A 22,009-nucleotide genomic window follows, 5' to 3' on the forward strand; every position below is an offset into this window, starting at 1 on the left:
CAGCGACCAATCTCGTTAAGTCCAATTGGGTTCTAGCCCCACGGACCGCGCGGACGCGACTGACCGCTGTTCCACGGGCGAGTTGCTTGAGGCGCGGATCGCGTCGGTACCTGCGACTGAGCACCCATCTGCCCCGCAAGCTGCTGCAGCGCTACGATTCGATTCTGCGTCGCGGGATGCGTGGTGAACAGATTGTCCATGGCACGCCCCGACAACGGATTGATGATGAACATATGCGCTGTCGCCGGCGCGCGCTCGGCATCCTCGTTCGGAATCTGATGCGCGGCGTTGTCGATCTTCGCCAGCGCCGAAGCGAGCCACATGGGCTGGCCGCAGATCCGCGCGCCCATCTCGTCGGCGGCATATTCACGCGTGCGGCTGATCGCCATCTGCACCAGCATGGCCGCAAGCGGCGCCAGGATCATCAGCGCGATCTGGCCGATCATGCCCGGGCCATTATTGTTGCGGTTGCCGCCGAAGAACATGCCGAACTGCGCGATCATCGAGATCGCACCGGCGATGGTCGCGGTGATGGTCATCAGTAGCGTGTCGTGATGCTTGATATGCGCGAGCTCATGCGCCACCACGCCGGCGAGTTCTTCGCGCGTGAGCTGCTGCATCAGGCCGGTGGTCACGGCGACAGCGGCGTTCTCCGGATTCCGGCCGGTGGCGAATGCGTTCGGCTGCGGATTGTCCATGATGTAGATCTTGGGCATCGGCAGGCCGGCATTGTGGGCGAGCTCGCCGACCATGCGATACAAGTCCGGCGCGTTACGTGCATCAACCGGCTGCGCGCCGTGCATCGACAGCACCGCGCGGTCCGAATTCCAGTAGGCGAACATGTTCATGCCGGCGGCGACCACCAGCGCGATCATCGCACCGGACGCGCCGCCCATGAGATAGCCGACGCCCATGAACAGGGCGGTCATGCCGGCCAGCAGAATCGCGGTCTTGAAGTAGCTCATTGGTCCTCCTGCCCGCCTGCGGAAAACGCTGCGGTGCAGGCATCAAATGGTGATCCGCCCGATCGTTCCGCAAGACGGCATTGTGCGGCAGCGCGTCGCGGCCATGCAGCGGACTGCATTGAATGCCGCGACATGTGGCCATAGGCTGCGCGCAACGAAAACATTAAAAAACATTACAAAGAGGAAACACTATGGCTCGCGTGAAGTTCGGCGCCTTTCTCGCACCGCATCATCCGATCGGCGAACATCCGATGCTGCAGCTCCGGCGGGACCTCGATCTCGTCGAGCAGCTCGATGCGCTCGGCTATGATGAATTCTGGTGCGGCGAGCATCACTCGTCGGGCTGGGAGATGATCGCCTCGCCGGAGATGTTCCTCGCCGCGGCAGGCGAACGCACCAAGCGCATTCGCCTGGGGACCGGTGTGATCTCGCTGCCCTATCATCATCCCTACAATGTCGCGCAGCGCATGGTGCAACTCGACCATATGACCGGCGGCCGCGCGATCTTCGGCTCCGGGCCGGGCGCGCTCGCCTCCGACGCGCATACGCTCGGCATCGACCCGATGACCCAGCGCGACCGCCAGGACGAAGCCATCGCCATTATCCGTCGGCTGTTCAACGGCGAACGCGTCACCGCGAAGAGCGACTGGTTCACCATGAACGACGCCGCGCTGCAGATCCTGCCGCTGCAGGAGGAGATGCCCTTCGTTGTGGCGTCGCAGATCTCGCCTTCGGGTATGACGCTGGCCGGCAAATACGGCATCGGCATCATCTCGCTCGGCTCGATGTCGACGCAGGGATTGATGGCGCTGCCGACGCAATGGGGCTTTGCGGAGGATGCCGCGAAGAAGCACGGCACCACGGTGGACCGCGCCAGCTGGCGTGTGCTGCTGTCCTGGCATATCGCCGAGACCCGCGAACAGGCGGCGCGCGAGGCCGGCCCCGGCCTGATGCGCTGGCACAACGAATACAATGTTGGCACTCTGCAGCGGCCGGGCCTGCAGCCCTTCACCTCACCCGAGGACGCAGTGGAAAAGACGGCGGGCGGCGAGAATGCGGCCTCGACCATCGGCACGCCGGATGACCTCATCAAGACCATCAAGAACCTGATGCAGGTCTCAGGCGGTGTCGGCACCATCATCGGCTTCGTGCATGACTGGGCCAATCCGGAGAACACGAGGCGCAGCTGGGACATGGTGGCGCGCTATGTGGTGCCGGAGATCAACGGCTACATCGCGTCTTTGCGCAAGTCGCAGCAATTCGTGATCGAGAACCGCGAGGTGTTCGAGCGCGCCGGGCAAGCCGTGATGGCCAAGATCATGGCCAACGAGAAAGCAGCGGCGGCGCTGCCGCTCACCGGGCCAGGGCGCGTAGCGATTCCGCTCGTCAATGCACCGGATCTGCAGAAGAAGGGGTAAGCCCGGCTCAGGCCTTTCCTCCGTCATTGCGAGGAGCGAAGCGACGCGGCAATCCAGCTCTTCACTTCGGCAAAGAAGGACTGGATTGCTTCGCTGCGCTCGCAATGACGGGGAGAGGCTGGCGGCCTACTTCCCGTAATAATCTTGTACCGTTTCCCATGCCGCTGTCTGCAGCATCTTCGCAGTCGCTTCATCGAGACCCGCGAGATACGGATTGCCCACCGGCGAACGCCCCGTCAGCGCGGTGAAGACCACGCAGGACGCAAGGTATGTGCCAGCCATGCTCGGATGGCGCCTGTCAGGCTGGTACAGACTGAGCTCGGGCTGCTTCGCGCGCATCCTGGCAAATGCCAGACCGGCCGGAATCACCAGTGCATCATTGTCATTGCCGGCGACCGTGTAGGCCTCGGCGAGTTGTTGCGTCATCTCCGGCTTGTCTTCATAGGCCCAAGACATGAAGAAGATCGGCTTCGCACCATGGGCGCGGACGATGTCGGCATCCTTCTTCGCATATTCGGTAAAGACCGACTTCAGCTTGGGATGGATCGGGCACTGGCTACAATCCATCATGATCGCAGCATCGAACAACCGCTCGCGCTTGTTGAAGATGATGTTGTTATTATCGTCGAAGGAATAGGACGCGATTGCGTTGGGTCGGAAATAGCTCTCGACATCGTGCCATTCGAAGCCGGAGCCGCCGATGGTCACCGAGGTCGCCTGATAGCTCGTCCTGTTGGCGGGATCGGCAGCGCGCACCATCCCCAGCACGTGGCTGTGCATGCTGTTGTTGAAGTAGAAGAAGCTGTTGCCGATGAAGATCTCGGTCTTCGGAAAATCGGGTCCCAGCGACGTGACCTTGGGTTTGGTCTGCGCTTGCACCGCAACGGGCGCACCGGCCATGGCAGCAAGGGTTGCCACAGCGAGGAGCATGACTCGCAAAGTTCTGGACATGGAATGTCTCCCGGTTCTTATTATATGCGTATATGCGTATATGCGTATCGATAGCATAGGTCGGTGCGGATTGCGCCGGCCTCGATCGCGGGAGGCAGACAGCGCCATGCCCCATGACCATGTTCTCCTTGAGCTCGTTTCCCATGACCTCGATCCCCTGATCCTTGATCTCCTGGAATGGATCGCGCGCGAACCCAGATCCCATGCCGACGTGCTCGATGCATGGCGGACGTCGTGCCCGCGACTGACGGTGTGGGAAGACTGCATCGACCGCGGATTTGCCACACGCATGCACATCGCCGGACATGGCTCCGTCGTTCAAGTGACGGCCGCAGGCTTGTCCTTCCTGCAACGGCATGGACGCGTCATGCCAAAGACGCCAGCCTCGATCACCGCAACTAGTCCAGCGGCATCGTAAGCTGCGCGCCTTCATCGGCCACAAACACTGCGATCAGCTCGGCCGGCTCCGTATTGCTCGCATTGGCCGAGACGAGATGCGTCGAGCCCGGCGGCTCGAAGAACGACTGCCCAACCTTGAAGGTTTCGACCGGCCCGCCGCCGAGCTGCGAGCGAATCTCTCCCTTGGTGATGTAGGCTGTCACCGTGCCGGAATGACGATGCGGCGCGCTGAAGCCGCCGGGTCCATAGGACACGCGTACAATGGTCACGCGCTTTCCCGGCACATTCGGCAGCGCATGCGATGTGATCAGTTCCACCGCATCGCCGGGATTGGCGCTGGAGCCATTGCTGACGGCACAGAGCGGCGCAAGAACAGTCGACATAGCGTCCATTGTCGCCGGAAGTGCCTTGCCAAGGGCAATCGCACACATCAATCCTGCGGCAACGGCAACAGACACATAGCGGGCTTCAGGCAACCTCGGTACGATCGCGTCGCATGTGATGGACATTCTTCGCTCCCCTGCCCCTCAGCCATTGTCCTGGCCGAACGCCTTGCGCATCGCGACATAGCCCTGCTGCTGCTGACTCCAGTTGCGACCACCCGTGACACCGCCATCGACCACCAGATCGTTGCCATTGACGAAAGACGACTCGTCGCTGGCGAGGAAGACGGCGGCATGAGCGATGTCGTCCGGCAGACCAGCGCGCGGAATCGGCTGCGCAGCCTTGAATGCCTCGCGCATCAACGCCGGCGTCTGCTCGGCTGCTTCCACCGATAGTCCCAGCGCCTTGCCGAAGATTCCGGTCGCAATGGCGCCTGGCGAGATGCTGTTGACGCGCACACCGCTCTCACCGAGTTCCATCGCCACGCATTTGGTCAAATGGATGACCGCGGCCTTGGCGGCACCATAGACCACCGAGGACGAGTAGCCGGCGAGCCGGCCGGCAATACTGCCATTGTTGATGATGCTGCCCGAGCCCCGCTTCTTCATATGTGGGGCGGCATGTTTCATGCCGAGCATGACGCTGCGTACGAGTGTCGCCATCGCCGTATCGAAACGATCGACGTCGAGGCCTTCGATACCACCGGTTTGCGCCGGACCGCCGGCATTGTTGAACAGGCAATCGATGCGGCCGAATTTCTCGACCGCGTGACCGATCAGTGCACTCATCTGCGCTTCATCGGTAACGTCGGTCTGACGGAAACTGCAATTTGCGCCGAGCTTCAAAGCAAGCGCATTGCCTTCCGGCGCGCGACGCCCGGCAATCACAACTTTCGCACCCTGCGCGATGAAGATTTCCGCCGTACGGAACCCGATACCGCTCGTCGCACCGGTGATGACTGCGACCTTGTTGTCGAGACGCCCCATATCGTTTCCCCGTTTGTTTTTATGGCCGGCATTTGACGCCCCGAACCTGCGCCCGCGCAAGGCGTATTTTGAGTCAGCGCGACTCGCAGCCCGCTGAATTTGCAGATGAAGCGGCGCACTTTCCAAGCCACAACCGTCGGAGAGTCCCGAGAGTTACGATTAAGGAAGTTCTAAGACGCATCTGCGTATCGTGCAGCATTGTACCGCCATCCAAGCATGGCTCGCGATTGCTGGAGACCTTTTCCGTGAAGCTGCTCAATAACCTGCCGATTTCCGCCAAGCTCGGGCTTCTCGTCACCGTCACTCTGATCGGTCTCTGCCTCGCCGGCGTGCAGGCGACGCGCCTCGTCAGCGCCGAGATGCGCAGCTCTCGCATGGAGCAGGTTCTCGCCATCGTCGAAACGGCTCGTAACATGGCGCTCGGTCTGCAGAAGCAGGTGACAGCCGGCGAGTTGACAAAGGATGCTGCAATCCAGGAATTCGTCAAGCGCGCCCGCACGATGACTTATGACAAGGGCAACGGCTACGTCTTCTCCTATGACATGAACGGCATCGCGCTGGTGACGCCGGATCCGAAACAGTTTGGCACCAACCGGCTGGACGTCCCGACCAACGGCCGTGCGCTGACCCGCGAGTTGCGCGACGGCGTCGCCGCCAAGGGCGATGTCACGCTGTATTACGAATACATGAAGCCGGGCACGACCGAATTGATCCGCAAGTTCTCCTATGCGGTTGCCGTGCCCGACTGGAATCTGTTCGTCGGCACCGGCGCCTATCTCGACGACCTCGATACCAAGATGACGCCGATCATCTGGTCACTGGCAACAGCGATCCTCGGTATCGCTGTTGTTGCCGGTCTGATCGCCTGGTTCATCGCCCGCAGTATCACGAGGCCGCTGAGCCAGCTCGGCACCCGCATGCGGGATCTTGCTGACGGCAAGCTGGAAGCCGAGATCCCCGGCGCCGGCCGTCGCGACGAGATCGGTGCGATGGCTACGACGGTGCAGGTGTTCAAGGACAACGCTATCCGCATGCACGGCCTCGAGCAGGAAGAGGTCGCCGTCCAGCAGCGCGTCGCCGCCGAACGCAAGTCGGCGATGAACAGCCTTGCCGATGGCTTCGAGCAAAGCGTCAACGGCGTCGTGAAATCGGTTGCGACGTCCGCGGCCGGAATGCAGGCCACCGCATCGTCCATGACCAACACCGCAAGCGAAACCACCGATCGCGTCGCGAGCGTCAGCATGGCGTCCGAGAAGGCGCTGAACAACGTGCAGACCGTTGCCGCTGCAGCGGAAGAATTGACGGCGTCCGTCGAGGAAATCTCGCGGCAGGTCGCGCAATCGACCGAGATCGCGCGGCAGGCCGTCGGCGAGGCAGACCGAACCAACGCAACGGTTCAGCTCCTGTCCGGCGCAGCTGAGAAGATCGGCGTTGTGGTGCAGTTAATCGACACGATTGCAGCACAGACCAACCTCCTGGCGCTCAATGCCACCATCGAGGCTGCCCGTGCAGGTGAAGCGGGGCGTGGCTTCGCGGTCGTCGCCTCGGAAGTGAAGGCCTTGGCAACCCAGACAGCCAAGGCGACGGAGGAAATCTCGGCGCAGGTCGCCAGCATGCAATCGACGACCGGAGATGCCGTCTCGGCAATCGGCAATATCAGTGCGACCATCGAGAAGATGAGCGAGATTTCGATGGCGATTTCATCAGCCGTCGAGGAGCAAGGCGCTGCGACCCGCGAAATCGCCCGCAACATTCAGGCCGCAGCCACGGGCTCCAGCGAAATCGCCACCAATATCGGCAGCGTCAACGCAGCAGCCTCCGCCACGGGACAAGCGGCCGGCCAGGTCCTCAACGGTGCGCGCGAGCTCGACGGGCAGGCCAGCATGCTGCAATCGGCGGTGACAGACTTCCTGACCAAGGTTCGCGCGGCCTAAATCAGGCGAGCGATCGAAACCTTCGATCGATACGGGCCGTTCCGCTTACAGCGCGGGGCGGCCCGATGTCTTTTTGGCGCTGAATGCCAGCATGGTCAGAGCTGCTTCATCCGCAACGGGACGCTGCGTAGCTGCCAGCAGCGGCGCATCGACATATTGACGGATGCCGTTGTGGTCCATCACGAAGAGCGGACGGGTGTTCTTCATGTTGACGTCCTCGACCATCGCCATGCGACGGTTGTCGAGCATGAACCAGCGGCCATCGAGACGGGCGGCCGCAACAGCGTGGTCTTCCTGGCGCAGCGTATCGCGCAGGATCACAACGCGCAGATCCTCGGCCGCAACGCCGGCGGCACGTAATGCGGTGAACTTGGCGATGGCATAGTCCTCGCAATCGCCGGCACCAGTGGCGAACAGTGCCAGCGGCGAGCGCCAGACATCCGTTGCGCCATAGAGCACAAGATCATCACCGGGCCGAACCGCCAGATTGATCGCGCGATTGACCTCACCCATGCGGGCGCGACCATCGCGAGCACTGGCATCGCCGACGATATCCAGAAACTTCGCGGCCTCAGGCGAGCAGCGGACGGGTGTCTCGGCACAAAGCTCGACAGCAAGCTGCTCGTCGTCCTGCTCGCGTTCCACCCCGCGCCATTTGGCTTTGAGCTCGCCTTCCGGCAGCGCCGATGTGGCGAGGCCAAACGGCTCCGCAGGCCGTTCGACTGCGTCGATCGCCTGGTCAGGAAAGGCCGTTCCGGCCAGGAGATCAGCGGGTGCCGCGAAAATCGCCAGCCCCAAGGCCAGCACAGACGCGCAGCGCACCCGCGCAAAAGCAGAAGTCCACATCATAGACGCCCCGTCTGTCCGGGCATCGGCAAGCAGGGCTGCTCGCACGTGACCGGATCATTTGTGGGGCCATCTTGAGGCGGCTAATTTTCGAAGAGATTAAAAGGGGTTAGCCGGATCAGCGAAGTTCGCGGACAGGCTGAAGGGGGGCTAACCGGCTTGACGACAATTTTATCGAAATGGCCGAAAGGCTAGTATGGGAGGGACTATATTACCTCACGCATTCGTTCCAGCGACGTCGATTTCCGGAACCGGGAACACAGCCTGAACTCGGAACATCGTTAACGAAAATTTACTATATGGATCAGTGGTATCCGGATGATTTCACAAAGCGGGCGATAGCTTGAAAAAGTGATGCGCAGACGTCCACTATCGCATTGCACCCCGCGGTGGTATGCATGGCTCGCAAATTAGCTAATTAATAACCATAACCATGCGCGGTAGAAATTGAACTACGCGGGTCCACTCGAATTTTCGCAATCTGGCGATGCTCCGGCCGAACCAACGGCTGGCGGCGGCAGTATTGGCCATACGTTTTCCGCTCATACGGCCGGTTCCGCGATTGTCGTGCAGGATGCCAACCTGCTGTTCTCCGGCGACTACAAGCGCTCCGGCGTCGATCTCGTGCTGTCCAAGGACGGGCACGAACACGTCGTCTCCGACTATTTCAAGGGTTCGCTGCGCGCAGCTCTGTCGTCGCCCGATGGCGCGCAGCTATCCGGCGATCTCGTCACTGCCCTTGTCGGCGAAGTGCAGGTCGCGCAACTCGGCGGCGGCGCCAACGCTGCCGCGCAAGTCATTGGTACTGTTAGCAAGCTAGCCGGCAGCGCGACTGCGATCCGCAATGGCGTCTCCGTGATGCTCAATGTCGGCGATCAGGTGCAGAAGGGCGACGTGGTCCAAGCTGGCGCAGACTCATCGCTGACCATGACTTTCATCGATGGTACCGTGTTTGGCCTCTCGGCCAATGCACGCATGGTGCTGAACGAGATGGTCTACGATCCCCAGGGATCGGCGAACTCATCCTTGCTCAGCCTCGTGCAGGGCACGATCACTTTCGTTGCCGGCGAGACGGCCAAGCATGGCAACATGCGCGTCGACACGCCGGTTGCCACCATGGGCATCCGCGGCACTGCCGTGCTGGTCGAAATCGGTTTCGAAGTGCCCGGGCAGGGCGGCGCACCGCCGGTGAAATTCCAGGTTCTGGTCGAGCCGGGCGGCGTGACCGGCTCCTACGTTTTGTATAGCAAGACCAGCGGCCAGGCGATCGGCACCGTCAATGCGGCCGGTCAGGTCACCAGCGTGCTCGGCAATGGCGATACATCCACAGGCATCGCCGATCCGCTGACGCCGATCGCACGGGCGATCATTGAGCAAACGCTGCAGACCTATTTCCCGAACTACGTTCCGAACGCCAATCCGCGCAGCGGACCCGGCGGCGGTTCATCTCCGGGCGACCCCAATTCCGGCACCAGTCCGGATCCCTTGAAATTCATTATTCCGGATTTTCTGCCGAACCAGCCCTACACCGTCCCGATCAAGCTGCAGGGCGATGGTTCTACTACGCCACCGATCGATGTTACCTTCACGCGCTTCAACACCGCGCCGATCGTCACCGTCGCTCCGGTTGTCGTGATGCTGCCGGTCGACAAGACCAGCTTTGAAATCAAGGATCAGGTCCAGATCACCGATCCGGATAGCGGCGACGTTGCGATACCCTATGTGCCAGGCACGGCGCATATCATTTCGGCGAGCGGGCCAAGCGGCACGCCGGCCGCACTCGATCTCAAGACGCTCATCGTGGTCGATCCGGCAACTGGCCATGTCTCCTATAATCCCGCCGCTTTCACGTTCCTTGGCGTAGGGCAGCAGGCCGTCTACACTATCGGCTTCGACAGCCAATCGGGACCTGACACGACCCATGAGACGCTGACCTTCACGGTCGATGGCTCCAATGATGCGCCGGTCGTTGCATCTGCGCTGACAGGCGCCGCAACGCAGAGCGCTGCCCCGCAGAGCTTCGATCTGCTCGCCGGCGCATCAGACGCCGATCTCGGCGAAACGGCGACGCTGACCGTTGGCAACCTCAAGTTCGCGCTGAATGGCGGCACCGCACAACAGGCCGCACCGACCGGCGTGACACTGACCGGCACGACGCTGCATGTCGATCCGAGCGCCTTTGCCTATCTCGGCGAAGGCCAGACCGCGACCATCACCGTCACCTACAACGTCATCGACGCCCATGGGGCGAGCGTCGCGCAGACCGAGACGATTACGGTTACGGGCGTGAACGATCAGCCGACGATCGTATCGACGAACTTCACAGTGCCTCAGGGCGGAGAAGTCACGCTCGGCGCCACGAGCTTCACCATCAGTGACCCGGATGTCGGCTCAGACTTCACATTTACCGTCACCAATGTGAGCGGCGGCACGTTTGTGGTTGATTCGAATAATTTTCGTCTGTTCCGCGTTGCGGCTTTCGATGAGGGCGGCGGTCAGACGATCACCTTCACCATGGCCGACCTGATCGCCGGGCGCGTCCACTTCATCAGCGACGGCAGCGGCCCGCCATCCTTCAAGCTTCAGGTTGACGACGGCAGCGGGACGTCGAATAGCCGGAGCCCTGTTGAACTCCAGACTGTCGCATTCTCCGATCTGGCACCGGTTGTCAAAGGTCCGCTGACCTCTGCTGCAAACGAGGGTGACTGCGCGGTCACGGTCAATCTCCTAGAGTGCGCCCGCGACCCGGACGGTGGCACGCTGTCGATCGGCAACGTCCATTACACGGTCGGCGAGGATTATTCGACGGGCCTTCCGGCCGGGTTCTCGCTCAATGGTACATCGCTGACCTACGATCCCGCGAATAAAGCATTCGATCATCTCGCCGCCGGCGAGAAGATGGTTATCACCGTCAGCTACGACATTTTCGATGGCCAGGGCGGCAAGACCGCACAGATGGAAACCATCACCATCACCGGAACCAACGACAGGCCCGTGATCAAGTCCGCTTCCTTTGCCTTGAACGAGGGCGGCACCACTGTTCTCTCTGCCACCAGCATCGGCCTCGTTGACCTTGACAGTCACGACTTTAGCTTCACCGTCTCCCAAGTCCGTCACGGCAAGTTTCAAATCCAGACTGACAATGGCAACTGGCGCGACACCACCACATTCACCTCGGATGACCTAGACGCCGGTCATGTCCGATTCGTGCATGACGGCAGCGAGTCCGACGCGAGCTTCTCGATCCGGGCTAATGACGGCCAAAGCGAGCATAACCTTAGCGACACCTTCCGCGCCACTATCGAGATCGAGCACGTCAACGACGCTCCCAAGATGCTCGCGGCACCTTTGGTGATCGCCGAAGGCGGCACGGTCGTTCTGAGCGTCTTGAATTTCCTGGTCTACGATCCGGACAGCAATAAGTTCACCTTCACCGTCTCGCACGTTGAACACGGCCTGTTCCAGATCAAGGTCGGCAACACCTGGCAGAATGCGCCGGTCGGCTCCGATCCTGGCACATTCACGTTTACATACGATCAGTTGAAAGCCGGTCAGGTCCGCTTCATCCACGATGGCGGCGAGGTTGCGCCGTCCTATTCGGTCGTGGCCGACGATGGCGCGCCCATCAATCATGCCAGCAACACGATCGATAGTGCTGTGTTGTTCATCCCGGTGAACGACGCGCCGAAAATCGTTGCAAGCGAAGCAACCTCGTATACGACCTTTTCGGGCTCAAACCTCGTGCACAATGGCGGTTTCGAGACCGGCAATTTCAATGGCTGGGCAATCAGCGGCAATACGGGCTACACGAACGTTAACACACTCGAACATAGCGGGCATTACGCAGCGCATCTCGGCCCGATCGGATCAGACGGTTTCCTGACCCAGCATATCTCCACGGCGGCCGGCCAGAGTTACGTTCTCGACTTCTGGCTTCAGCACGACGGCGGAAGCGGAAACGATTTTAGCGTGCTGTGGAACGGCGCCGCGTTACTGTCGCTCAACGAGGTCTCTGGTCAATCCTACACGCACTACACATATGAGGTGACTGCAACGAGCAGCACGACCGATCTCGTGTTTGAATATCGTCAGGATCCCGCCTACTGGAACCTGGACGATGTCACGCTTCGCGCGGGCAATACGGCCGCCAGCGGCACAGTATCCTTCACGGATAGCGATAATAATTTTGGCCATACCGCGTCCTACTCCATGCCGCATGCGGGCTCCGGCTATATCGGCAATTTTGCGCTTACCCCGCTCACGGAGGTCAATGGATCAGGGTCGGTGGGCTGGACCTTCAACATCAGCGCAGCCGCCGTTGCGGGTCTGACGAGCGCGGTCACGCAAGCCTACAACGTGACCATCGACGATCATCACAACGGGATGGTCACGCAGCAGATCGATGTCTCGGTCGGAACGACCCACACGGACAATTTTGTCTTCCGGCCGGGCTTCGGCACCGACGTGATCACGAATTTTACGACAAGCGGGAACGCGGTGGACCATGTGGATCTGTCCGCATTCCATCTGTCTGGCACCAACCTGCTGCAGATGCTCCACGAGAACAGCCACCACGACGCCGTGCTGGACCTTGGCCATGGTGACAGCATCACTTTTGCGGGCGTGACTGCGGAGCACGTCCAACCGCTGTTGCAGGGCTTTGTGCTCCACGCCTGACCGGGCTCGGGTGCAGGATTACTGAAGTTCCTGCCATTAACTGTTCAGATAGGGCACCTGCACAAGTCGCCTGACTGATGGCATAATGGCTGTCAGAACGGGGCTTGGGGTGGCGCTTGGTACCTGACGAGCGACCGTCCGCATGATCCGCAAAGGTTTGACGATGCAGCGTGGCCTGTCACGAACCTCCAGCCTGCCGGCACGGACCGAGCTCGGCGATGCCTTGCGGGCCTGCCGCGGCGCCTTTCTGGGCGTCGGGCTGATGAGCTGCATGATCAATATCCTGTATCTGACCGGCTCGTTCTTCATGCTCGAGGTCTATGACCGCGTGCTGCCGAGCCGCAGCGTGCCGACCCTCGTCGGTCTCATCGTCCTGGCTGGCGGCCTCTATGTCGCCCAAGGCGTGCTCGACCTGCTGCGCGGGCGCATCCTCGTGCGGATCGGCAGTTCGCTCGACGAGGCGCTGAGCCCTCGCGTGTTCCAGACCGTGGTGCGACTGCCGCTCCTCGCCGGCGGACACAACGAAGGCCTGCAACCGCTGCGCGACCTCGATAACGTCCGCTCGTTCCTCTCCGGCATGGGGCCGAGCGCGCTGTTCGACCTGCCATGGCTGCCGCTCTATCTGGCGATCTGCTTTGCCTTCCATCCGATGATCGGCGTCACCGCATTGGTCGGCGCAGTTCTGCTGGTAGGCCTGACGATCCTCACGGAAATCATGACTCGCGAACCTGCGCGCGAGGCCAACGGTCTTGCGGCACGCCGCAGCGGCATTGCCTCGGCCAGCCGGCGCAATGCCGAAGTCGTCGTCGCGATGGGCATGGCCGGGCGTCTGACGCAACGCTGGCGCGAGGCCAACGAGACCTATCTGGCCGGCAACCAGCGCACCAGCGATGTGGCCGGCGGTCTCGGTGCCATCGCCAAGGTCATGCGCATGATCCTGCAATCGGCGGTGCTCGGCGTCGGTGCCTATCTCGTGATCAATCAGGAAGCCACCGCCGGCATCATCATCGCGGGCTCGATCCTCAGCGCCCGCGCGCTGGCGCCGGTCGATCTGGCAATCGCGCACTGGAAGGGTTTTGTCACCGCCCGGCAAAGCTGGCATCGGCTCAACGGGCTGCTATACGCTCTGCCGGATCAGGCAGCGCTGACTCGGCTGCAAGATCCGTCGCAGAAACTGACGATCGAAGGCGTCAGCATCGCACCGCCGGGCGAGCAGAAGATCACGGTCAGCGATATCACGTTTGCACTCGCGGCCGGCAACGGCCTCGGCATCATCGGACCGTCGGGCTCCGGCAAATCATCGCTGCTGCGCGCGCTGGTCGGCGTCTGGAAGCCGGTGCGCGGTCATGTCCGGCTCGACGCCGCGGCGCTCGACCAATGGGCGCCGGACGATCTCGGCCGCCATATCGGCTATTTACCTCAGGATGTCGAACTGTTCGCAGGCTCCATTGCCGACAATATCTGCCGTTTCGAGACCGACGCGAAGGATGACGACATCATCACTGCGGCAAGGCAGGCCGGCGTCCATGACCTCATCGTCGGCATGCGCGAAGGCTATGATACGCAGGTCGGCGATCACGGCGGCGTTCTGTCCGCCGGTCAGGCGCAACGCATCGCGCTGGCGCGCGCACTGTATGGCGATCCGTTCCTGATCGTTCTGGACGAACCGAATTCCAATCTCGATACCGAAGGCGATGAAGCGCTGACCAAGGCCGTGCGTGCGGCCCGTACGCGCGGCGCCATCGTCATCGTGGTTGCACACCGGCCGATCGGCATCGAAGGCGTCGACATGCTGCTGGTGCTGAAGGACGGTCGGATGCAAGCCTTCGGACCGAAGGAGACCGTGCTGGGTCAGGTGCTGCAGCGCCCAGCACCACAGCCGATCAAGATCGTCGCCGACGGCGGAGTAGCCAAGCCATGACTACGCCGCTGACAGGATCGCGCCGCTCGATCCGAATTCACCTCATTATCGGCCTCGTCGTTGTGCTCGTGCTCGCAGGCGGTTTGGGCGGCTGGGCATCGACCGCGCAGATCTCCGGCGCCCTGATCGCGCCCGGCTCGGTGGTCGTCGATTCCAACGTCAAGAAAGTCCAGCACCCGACCGGCGGCGTCGTCGGCGAAGTGCGCGCCCGCGACGGCGACCTGGTAAAGGCCGGCGATGTCGTCGTGCGCCTGGACGATACCGTCACCAAAGCCGGCCTTGCTATCGTCACCAAGAACCTCAACGGATTGTGGGCACGCGCGGCGCGGCTGGAAGCCGAGCAGCGCGGCGTCGATCGTATTACGTTTCCACCGCAGCTTATCGAGCAGATCGCGGATGACGACGTGAAGAACGTCATCGCCAGCGAGACCAAGCTGTTCAACGTGCGCTCGACCGGCCGCGTCGGCCAAAAGCAGCAGCTGCGCGAACGCATTGCGCAGCTCAACGAGGAGATCGCCGGCCTCACCGCGCAGGAAACTGCCAAGACCCGCGAGATAGCGCTCGTGGAAAAGGAATTGGTCGGCGTCCGCGGATTGTTCGATCAACAGCTGGTGCAGATCTCGCGCCTGACCGTGCTGGAACGCGACGCCGCGCGCCTCGCCGGCGAACGCGCACAGTTCATCGCCGCCCGCGCCCAGGCCAAGGGCAAAATCACCGAGATCGAGCTGCAGATTTTCCAGATCGACAAGGACCTGGTCAGCGAAGTCTCCAAGGATCTGCGCGAGACCAATGACAAGATCGGCGAATTCGTCGAACGCAAGGTCACTGCGGAGGACCAGCTGCGGCGCATCGACATCCGCGCACCGCAGGACGGCATGGTGCTGCAATCCACCGTGCACACGATCGGCGGCGTCATCACCGCGGGCGACGCCATTATGCTGATCGTGCCGCAGACCGACAATCTGTCAGTGGAAGCCCGGGTCAATCCACAGGACATCGACAAGCTGCAGATCGGCCAGAAGACGTTGCTGCGACTCTCTGCCTTCAACCAGCGCACCACGCCTGAGCTCAACGGCGCCGTCAGCCGCGTCTCGCCGGATACGACGACGGATCAGCGCACCGGGCAAAGCTATTACACGATCCGGATTTCGATGCCGGCGTCGGAAGTCGCCAAGCTCGGCGATGTGCGCCTGATCCCCGGCATGCCCGTCGAAGCCTTCGTGCAGACCGGCGACCGCACCATGCTGTCCTATCTCGCCAAGCCGCTGAGCGATCAGTTGATGCGCGCCTTCCGCGAGAAATGACCCGACACCCATGAAGCGCATGCGGCGAGTGAGACGGCTGGCGCAGCGGTTCGGTTGGGCACGTGCGTTCTGTCTTGTCTTGCTGCTGGGCCTCGCGCTGCTGCGCATCGCTGACCCACCCGCCATCGAGGAGTTACGGCTGCGAGTCTTCGATACCTATCAGGTGATCCAGCCGCGGGTGAAGACGGCGAAGCCCGTTACCATCGTGGATATCGACGAGAAGAGCCTCGCAAAATATGGCCAGTGGCCGTGGCCGCGCACGCGAATCGCCGAGCTTGTCACCAGGTTGAACCAGCTCGGCGCCGTCGTGACCGGCTTCGACATCGTATTCCCCGAACCGGACCGGCTGAATCCTGCGCTGGCGGCGGAGAGTTTTACAGGGCTCGATGACGAGACGCGCATCCGGCTGAAAGCATTACCCAGCAACGATCAGGTGCTGGCCGACGCCATCCGGCGCGGGCGCGTGGTGCTTGGCGAGTCCGGCCTGCCCTATATCGTTTCGGAACTTGACAAGTCTCTGCCCCTGACGGGATTGGCCATGCTCGGCGGCGATCCGCAGCCGTTCATGCTGGCGTTTCCCGGACTGATCCGGAATATCGACCTGCTGGAAAAGGCCGCCATGGGACGCGGCCTGTTCACGATCAGTCAGGAGCGCGACGGTCTCGTGCGCCGCGTGCCCGTGATGATGCAGGCGCAAGGCATAGTCATGCCGTCGCTGAGCTTCGAGATGCTGCGCGCCATCACCGGCACCGACACGATCCTGATCAAATCCGACCGCGCCGGCATCAAGAGCATTGCGGTCAAGGGCCTGGAGATTCCCACCGACAGCGAAGGACGGATCTGGGTGCATTTCGCCAAGCGCGATCCGAGCATCTATGTCTCGGCATCCGACGTGCTCGATGGCACGGTGCAGCCCGGCATGATCGCACGGCATCTGGTGCTGATCGGCACCTCGGCGGTCGGCTTGCTCGACACCAAAACGACACCGCTCGACGCAGTGATTCCCGGCGTCGAGGTTCATGCGCAGGTGCTGGAGAGTGCGCTCACGAAGACCGTGCTGTCGCAACCCGCCTATACGCGTGGCGCCGAACTGTGCATTGCGATCATTCTCGGCATTATCGTGATCTGGCTCGCCCCGATGTTCGGCCCCGTCACCCTTATCATCATGGGCGCCGTGTTTGCGGCGCTGCTCGCCGGTACATCCTGGTATTTCTACACGCAGCACCGCCTGCTGATCGACTTCACCTATCCCTTGCTCTCGACCACACTGATCTATCTCACGCTGATCTTCAGCAATTTCGTGCGCGAGCAGGCGCAGCGCCGCCGCATCCGCTCGGCCTTCAGCCAGTATTTGTCGCCGGCGCTGGTGGCTCAGCTCGCCCAGTCGCCGGAGAAACTGGTGCTCGGCGGCGAGGAGCGAGAGATGACCATCATGTTCTCCGACGTGCGCGGCTTCACGACCATTTCCGAATCCTACAAGCACGATCCGCATGGCCTGACCACGCTGATGAACCGCTTTCTCACGCCGTTGACCAATGCAATCCTCGATCGCAAGGGCACCATCGACAAATATATGGGCGACGCTGTCATGGCGTTCTGGAACGCGCCGCTCGATGACGACCAGCACCAGATCAATGCCTGCCACGCCGCGCTCGACATGCTGGATCGCATCGATGCCCTGAACAAGCTGCGCGAAGACGAGGCCACGCAAGGCGGCCACGTCTATATCCCGATCAACGTCGGCATAGGCCTCAATACTGGCATCTGCGTCGTCGGCAATATGGGATCGGACTTGCGCTTCGACTATTCGGTGCTCGGCGACAGCGTCAATCTGGCTTCGCGCCTCGAAGGCCAGTCCAAGGAATACGGCTTCCCAATCATCGTCGGCTCGAAGACCGCGCTCGCCGTCAAGGACAAGTTCGCCATTCTCGAACTCGACTTCATCATGGTGAAGGGTAAGAAAGAACCGGAAGTGATCTACGCCATCGCCGGACGTGAGGACGTGACGCATTCCGAACGCTTCCAGACGCTGCGCAACCTGACCATCGAAATGCTGGCTTGCTATCGTAGTCGCGACTGGGACGGCGCATTGTACGCCGTCGAGCGCGGCCGCAATTCCGATGTCGCGAATGCGCTCGAGAAGCTCTACGATCTCTATGAGAAGCGCATCCGCACCTATCAGGAGAATCCGCCACCAGCGGACTGGAACGGCTCGTTTGCATTGCTGACCAAGTAATCCCCGCGTAGGGGCGCAATAGCAAAGCATATTGCGTCACCGGGCGGTGGCTACGCTGCGCTAAGCCGCTCTACAATCGACGGATCAGATCTCCCGGAGCGCCCGCATACTGGGCACGCTGACTTCGGCGAGTTTCAGATTGTCCTCGTTCTGGTCGATCGCCACATATTGCCCGTCCCAGTAGGTCAGCGCGGTGTGCGGGACGGAGGTGATGACATCACGGACGCGGCCGATGACGATGGCGTGGGAGTGGCGTTCGATGACTTCCTCGACGTCGCAATCGATCGCCGCAAGGCTGCCCGCCAGCAGCGGCACGCCGGTTGCCCGGGTCACCCACTGCGCTCCGGCGAAACGCTCTGCGCCCTTCAATCCACCCTTGCCCGAGAACCGCTCAGCCACGTCGAGCTGATCAGCCGACAGAATGTTGACGCCGAAGGCGCCGTAGCGTTGTAGCAGCGGCCAGGACGACGACTCCCGGTTGACGCTGACGATCAGCGTCGGTGGATCGACCGACAGCGACGAGACCGATGTCACTGTCATGCCGGTGATGTCCTTGCCGCGCCCGACGGTGATCACGCTGACACCGCCGGCCAGCACTCGCATGGCGCCACGGAATTCCTGCGAAGAGACCTCGCGACCAGAGGAAACCTCGCGATCGACAACGATGTTACGAACGACGGAATTCATGGCAGCCTCGCAGGTCACAATAGTCTCACAAGCCAGTGGCGTCGGCTCCCGGGCCGAGCAGATTGCGCAGGATCGAACCTTCCAGCGCCGCAAGATCTGCCGAGCCGCGCTGGCGCGGCCGGGCGATATCGACATTGATATCGTGTGCGATACGGCCATCTTCAATCACCAGCACGCGATCTGCCAGCGCCACGGCCTCGGACACGTCATGCGTTACCAGAATCGAGGTGAAGGTCTGGTCGTGCCACACGCGGCCGAGCAGCTGTTGCATCGAAATACGTGTCAGCGCGTCGAGCGCACCGAGCGGCTCGTCAAGCGCCAGCACGCGCGGATGGCTGACCAGTGCCCGCGCCAGCGCCACACGCTGCTTCTGGCCGCCAGATAACACGGACGGCCATTGATCGCGCTTCTCGGCGAGGCCGACTTCCGTCAATGCGCTTTCAGCGCGCGCCTTGGCATCGGCCGATGTCCGGTCGGTCCCCAGGCCAACTTCCACATTCGAGAGCACGCTGGCCCATGGCAACAGGCGCGGTTCCTGGAACATCACACGGATGTCCTCCGCGCGGGTTTCCTCGCCAAAGCTGATCGTGCCAGCAGTCGGCGCGTCGAGGCCTGCGATCAAGCGGAGCAGCGTGCTCTTGCCGCAGCCGCTCTGGCCGACAATGGCCACGAACTGACCGGCAGGAATATGCAGATCGACGCCGCGCAGCACTTCATTGCTGCCGAAGGATTTGCGGAGGCCGCGGATGGTCAGCGACAGACCGCGGGACTTCTGCTCGGACGGACGCCGCGCCTGCGTGGCGAGGGCCTGTTCGAAATCGGCGGGCGCATCGATGACCTGAGCATCGGCATGGCTGAGGCGAAGAGACTGTTGCACGGTCATTTCAAATTCTCGCTTCCGAATTTCGCTCAATGTTTCTGAAAGGCCGGATGCCAGGACAATGTCAGCCGTTCCAGCGCGCGCGAGGCGCTGTCTGCCACCTTGCCCAGCAGCGCGTAAATCAGGATGCTGAGGACGACGACGTCGATCTGCATGAACTCACGCGCCTGCATCGCCATGTAGCCAAGGCCCGACGAGGCCGCGATGGTTTCGGCCACGATCAACGTCAGCCACATGATGCCGAGCGCAAAGCGCACGCCGACGAAGATCGACGGCAGAGCGCCCGGGAAGATCACGCGGCGGAACAGCTCGCTGTTGCTCATGCCGTAGATGCGACCCATCTCGATCAACTGCGGATCGACAGTGCGAATGCCGTGCAGCGTGTTCAGATAGATCGGAAAGAAGACGCCGAGCGCGACCAGGAACAGCTTGGCCGATTCATCGATGCCGAACCACAGGATGACGAGCGGGATCAGCGCCAGATGCGGCACGTTGCGCACCATCTGCAGCGTGGTGTCGGTGAGCTTGCTGCTGAGCTGCGACAGACCGTTGGCGAGACCGAAGGCAAAGCCGATGCTGCCACCGATCAGGAATCCGACGGAGGCACGCCAGAACGACACCCAGATATTCTGGGCGAGTTCACCCGAGACCAGCAACTTCCACCCAGCCAGGGCAACATCGGTCGGCGCCGGCATCACCCGCGCCGGCACGTAGCCGGTGACGCACGCAGCCTGCCAGACGAGCAGGATGACCAGTGGCACGATCCACTGGGTCAGGCCATCGATGCGCGGCAGGCGAAAGCTGCGAACGCGGGGAAGGATTTCAACAATGCTCATGATGGGTGCCTGTCGGAATTACGAGGCGCCCTGCGCGCGATGCTCATTGGCAACGATTTCACCGACCGGGCCGGTGCGCGTGCGTAGCGATGTGACATTGTCGTGTTGCTGCAGCGACAGCAGCGGGAAGACGAGCTCGGCGAAGCGATAGGCTTCCTCAAGATGCGGATAGCCGGACATGATGAATGTATCGACGCCGACGTCCTGATATTCCTTGATGCGCGCCGCCACCGTCTGCGCATCGCCGACCAGCGCCGTACCGGCGCCACCACGCACGAGGCCAACACCGGCCCAAAGATTTGGGCTGATCTCGAGCTTGTCGCGGCGGCCGCCATGCAGCTGCATCATGCGCTGCTGGCCGACCGAATCCTGCCGGGCCAATGTCTTCTGCGCATTGGCAATGACGTCGTCGGTGACATATTGAATGAGTTCGTCGGCAGCCTTCCATGCGGCTTCGTTGGTCTCGCGCACGACCACATGAAGACGGATGCCGAAAGACAGCTTGCGACCGCGCTTCTCTGCAGCAGCCTTGACGCGCGCAACCTTCCCGGCGACCAGCGCCGGCGGTTCGCCCCAGGTGAGATATTTGTCGACGGTCTCCACCGCGACATCGATGCCCGCATCCGACGAGCCGCCGAAATACAGCGGCGGGCGCGGCGACTGCACCGGCGGGAAGATCAGACGACCATCCTCGATCTGGATATGCTTGCCCTGCACATTGACGGTCTTGCCGGCCAGCAGGTCGTTATAGACGTTGAGGAATTCGCGGGTAACGGCATAGCGCTCGTCATGGGCTAAGAAAATGCCATCGCCCTTGTTCTCGACGGGATCGCCGCCAGTCACGACATTGATCAGGAGACGACCGTTGGTGACACGGTCCAGCGTTGCGGTCATGCGCGCGGCGACGCTCGGCGATTGCAGGCCCGGCCGGACGGCCACGAGATAGCGAAGCTGTTCGGTCCAGGGGGCCACAGCGGATGCAACCACCCATGAATCCTCGCAGCTGCGTCCCGTAGGCAGCAGCACGCCGAAATAGCCCAGCTGATCGGCGGCCTGCGCGATCTGGCGGAGATATTTGAAGTCGATGTCGCGCGCACCATGGGTCGATGCCAAGTAGCGTCCATCGCCGTGGGTCGGCAGGAACCAGAGAACATTGGCTTTGGATGGATTGCTCATCGGTGACGTCTCTCTCGCATCGGGCGACCATTGCGGCACCGCGAGAGGATGGTGTCATGACATAAGTCTGTCGAGTAGCCTGGGAAAATAGCGACGCGCGCACTGTGACTTACGTCAATGACGAGGCGTTCCTTTCAAATTTCCGGGCATATGCAGCGCATTTTTCTCCACCAATCCTGCATCCCGCGGCGATCACAACCGCGTGGATCGGAATGCAAGAGCCCGACCGGCGATCAGCGCGTCTGAGTGGAGAATTTCATGCTGAGATCGCGGCGTGTGACACTCAGATTGGTTTGCTCAAAGGCTCATCGTGAGAATGATCGTACAGGCCGTCATTGAGCAATCTGGCGCTTTCGCCGCCGGCATTGACGCTTTGTTAATGACGTCAGCACCGCTATCGCTCCAAATC

General features: G+C 61.8%; 16 protein-coding genes. 7 read left to right on the forward strand and 9 right to left on the reverse strand.

Translation table 11 applies throughout. From position 1 onward, the window contains the following. Positions 1 to 32: 32 nt before the first annotated feature. Positions 33 to 965, reverse strand: a complete 933-nt coding sequence (gene htpX, locus AB8A50_RS19845) for a zinc metalloprotease HtpX (RefSeq protein ID WP_439078689.1) — start codon at positions 963 to 965, stop codon at positions 33 to 35. A gap of 191 nt (positions 966 to 1,156) precedes the next feature. Here htpX and AB8A50_RS19850 point away from each other — a divergent pair, with 191 nt between their 5' ends. Then, on the forward strand, positions 1,157 to 2,383 hold the full coding sequence (locus AB8A50_RS19850; RefSeq protein WP_439078690.1) for an LLM class flavin-dependent oxidoreductase: 1,227 nt from the start codon (positions 1,157 to 1,159) through the stop codon (positions 2,381 to 2,383). 126 nt (positions 2,384 to 2,509) lie between these two features. Here AB8A50_RS19850 and AB8A50_RS19855 read toward each other — a convergent pair whose 3' ends face one another. Further along, positions 2,510 to 3,313 (reverse strand): DUF4886 domain-containing protein, encoded by an 804-nt coding sequence (locus AB8A50_RS19855; RefSeq protein WP_439080006.1) that lies wholly within the window; start codon positions 3,311 to 3,313, stop codon positions 2,510 to 2,512. A 127-nt stretch (positions 3,314 to 3,440) separates the two neighbouring features. Between AB8A50_RS19855 and AB8A50_RS19860 the strand changes: the two genes are divergently transcribed. Then, the gene (locus AB8A50_RS19860; protein WP_439078691.1) at positions 3,441 to 3,752 is read left to right on the forward strand and encodes a hypothetical protein; all 312 of its coding nucleotides are present in this window, start codon (positions 3,441 to 3,443) and stop codon (positions 3,750 to 3,752) included. Here AB8A50_RS19860 and AB8A50_RS19865 read toward each other — a convergent pair. Continuing rightward, positions 3,733 to 4,242 carry a cupin domain-containing protein gene (locus tag AB8A50_RS19865; protein WP_439078692.1) on the reverse strand — a complete coding sequence of 170 codons (510 nt, stop codon included), beginning with the start codon at positions 4,240 to 4,242 and terminating at the stop codon, positions 3,733 to 3,735. The genes AB8A50_RS19860 and AB8A50_RS19865 overlap by 20 nt on opposite strands. An 18-nt stretch (positions 4,243 to 4,260) precedes the next feature. Next, a complete protein-coding gene (locus AB8A50_RS19870) occupies positions 4,261 to 5,103 on the reverse strand; it encodes an SDR family NAD(P)-dependent oxidoreductase (RefSeq protein WP_439078693.1) in 843 nt (280 codons plus the stop codon). Between the two features lie 245 nt (positions 5,104 to 5,348). Between AB8A50_RS19870 and AB8A50_RS19875 the strand changes: the two genes are divergently transcribed. Next, complete coding sequence (locus AB8A50_RS19875) at positions 5,349 to 7,037, forward strand: methyl-accepting chemotaxis protein (RefSeq protein WP_439078694.1); 1,689 nt, start codon at positions 5,349 to 5,351, stop codon at positions 7,035 to 7,037. A gap of 45 nt (positions 7,038 to 7,082) precedes the next feature. On the opposite strand, the gene AB8A50_RS19880 is transcribed toward AB8A50_RS19875, so the two are convergent. Continuing rightward, complete coding sequence (locus AB8A50_RS19880) at positions 7,083 to 7,883, reverse strand: transglutaminase-like cysteine peptidase (RefSeq protein WP_093758184.1); 801 nt, start codon at positions 7,881 to 7,883, stop codon at positions 7,083 to 7,085. 447 nt (positions 7,884 to 8,330) lie between these two features. Between AB8A50_RS19880 and AB8A50_RS19885 the strand changes: the two genes are divergently transcribed. The 4 genes from AB8A50_RS19885 (at position 8,331) to AB8A50_RS19900 (ending at position 18,021) form a co-directional block, all read left to right on the forward strand. After that, positions 8,331 to 12,560 (forward strand): cadherin-like domain-containing protein, encoded by a 4,230-nt coding sequence (locus AB8A50_RS19885; RefSeq protein WP_439078695.1) that lies wholly within the window; start codon positions 8,331 to 8,333, stop codon positions 12,558 to 12,560. 142 nt (positions 12,561 to 12,702) lie between these two features. Next, positions 12,703 to 14,481, forward strand: coding sequence for a type I secretion system permease/ATPase (locus tag AB8A50_RS19890; RefSeq protein ID WP_439078696.1), 1,779 nt, complete (start codon positions 12,703 to 12,705; stop codon positions 14,479 to 14,481). After that, the gene (locus AB8A50_RS19895; protein WP_093757640.1) at positions 14,478 to 15,785 is read left to right on the forward strand and encodes an HlyD family type I secretion periplasmic adaptor subunit; all 1,308 of its coding nucleotides are present in this window, start codon (positions 14,478 to 14,480) and stop codon (positions 15,783 to 15,785) included. Before AB8A50_RS19890 ends, AB8A50_RS19895 begins: the two co-directional genes overlap by 4 nt. A 10-nt stretch (positions 15,786 to 15,795) precedes the next feature. Then, positions 15,796 to 18,021 (forward strand): CHASE2 domain-containing protein, encoded by a 2,226-nt coding sequence (locus AB8A50_RS19900; RefSeq protein WP_439078697.1) that lies wholly within the window; start codon positions 15,796 to 15,798, stop codon positions 18,019 to 18,021. Positions 18,022 to 18,105: 84 nt separating this feature from the next. Here AB8A50_RS19900 and AB8A50_RS19905 read toward each other — a convergent pair whose 3' ends face one another. The 4 genes from AB8A50_RS19905 to ssuD are packed head-to-tail and all read right to left on the reverse strand — an operon-like array spanning position 18,106 to position 21,600. Next, on the reverse strand, positions 18,106 to 18,708 hold the full coding sequence (locus AB8A50_RS19905; protein ID WP_092141501.1) for a flavin reductase family protein: 603 nt from the start codon (positions 18,706 to 18,708) through the stop codon (positions 18,106 to 18,108). A 25-nt stretch (positions 18,709 to 18,733) separates the two neighbouring features. After that, positions 18,734 to 19,585, reverse strand: coding sequence for an ATP-binding cassette domain-containing protein (locus tag AB8A50_RS19910; protein ID WP_439080007.1), 852 nt, complete (start codon positions 19,583 to 19,585; stop codon positions 18,734 to 18,736). A gap of 32 nt (positions 19,586 to 19,617) precedes the next feature. Next, a complete protein-coding gene (gene ssuC / locus AB8A50_RS19915) occupies positions 19,618 to 20,424 on the reverse strand; it encodes an aliphatic sulfonate ABC transporter permease SsuC (RefSeq protein ID WP_115032426.1) in 807 nt (268 codons plus the stop codon). 18 nt (positions 20,425 to 20,442) lie between these two features. Then, the gene (gene ssuD / locus AB8A50_RS19920) at positions 20,443 to 21,600 is read right to left on the reverse strand and encodes an FMNH2-dependent alkanesulfonate monooxygenase (protein ID WP_439078698.1); all 1,158 of its coding nucleotides are present in this window, start codon (positions 21,598 to 21,600) and stop codon (positions 20,443 to 20,445) included. Positions 21,601 to 22,009: the final 409 nt, after the last annotated feature.

The organism is Tardiphaga sp. 841_E9_N1_2, from assembly GCF_051811065.1.
GTDB lineage: Bacteria > Pseudomonadota > Alphaproteobacteria > Rhizobiales > Xanthobacteraceae > Tardiphaga > Tardiphaga robiniae.

Excerpts from the sequence above, each read along its gene's own strand:
- AB8A50_RS19860 (WP_439078691.1), top strand. The coding sequence starts at position 3,441 with ATGCCCCATGACCATGTTCTCCTTGAGCTCGTTTCCCATGACCTCGAT.
- ssuC (WP_115032426.1), bottom strand. The coding sequence starts at position 20,424 with ATGAGCATTGTTGAAATCCTTCCCCGCGTTCGCAGCTTTCGCCTGCCG.
- AB8A50_RS19900 (WP_439078697.1), top strand. The coding sequence starts at position 15,796 with ATGAAGCGCATGCGGCGAGTGAGACGGCTGGCGCAGCGGTTCGGTTGG.
- AB8A50_RS19905 (WP_092141501.1), bottom strand. The coding sequence starts at position 18,708 with ATGAATTCCGTCGTTCGTAACATCGTTGTCGATCGCGAGGTTTCCTCT.
- AB8A50_RS19890 (WP_439078696.1), top strand. The coding sequence starts at position 12,703 with ATGATCCGCAAAGGTTTGACGATGCAGCGTGGCCTGTCACGAACCTCC.
- ssuD (WP_439078698.1), bottom strand. The coding sequence starts at position 21,600 with ATGAGCAATCCATCCAAAGCCAATGTTCTCTGGTTCCTGCCGACCCAC.
- AB8A50_RS19850 (WP_439078690.1), top strand. The coding sequence starts at position 1,157 with ATGGCTCGCGTGAAGTTCGGCGCCTTTCTCGCACCGCATCATCCGATC.
- AB8A50_RS19865 (WP_439078692.1), bottom strand. The coding sequence starts at position 4,242 with ATGTCCATCACATGCGACGCGATCGTACCGAGGTTGCCTGAAGCCCGC.
- AB8A50_RS19895 (WP_093757640.1), top strand. The coding sequence starts at position 14,478 with ATGACTACGCCGCTGACAGGATCGCGCCGCTCGATCCGAATTCACCTC.
- AB8A50_RS19880 (WP_093758184.1), bottom strand. The coding sequence starts at position 7,883 with ATGTGGACTTCTGCTTTTGCGCGGGTGCGCTGCGCGTCTGTGCTGGCC.
- AB8A50_RS19855 (WP_439080006.1), bottom strand. The coding sequence starts at position 3,313 with ATGCTCCTCGCTGTGGCAACCCTTGCTGCCATGGCCGGTGCGCCCGTT.
- AB8A50_RS19870 (WP_439078693.1), bottom strand. The coding sequence starts at position 5,103 with ATGGGGCGTCTCGACAACAAGGTCGCAGTCATCACCGGTGCGACGAGC.
- htpX (WP_439078689.1), bottom strand. The coding sequence starts at position 965 with ATGAGCTACTTCAAGACCGCGATTCTGCTGGCCGGCATGACCGCCCTG.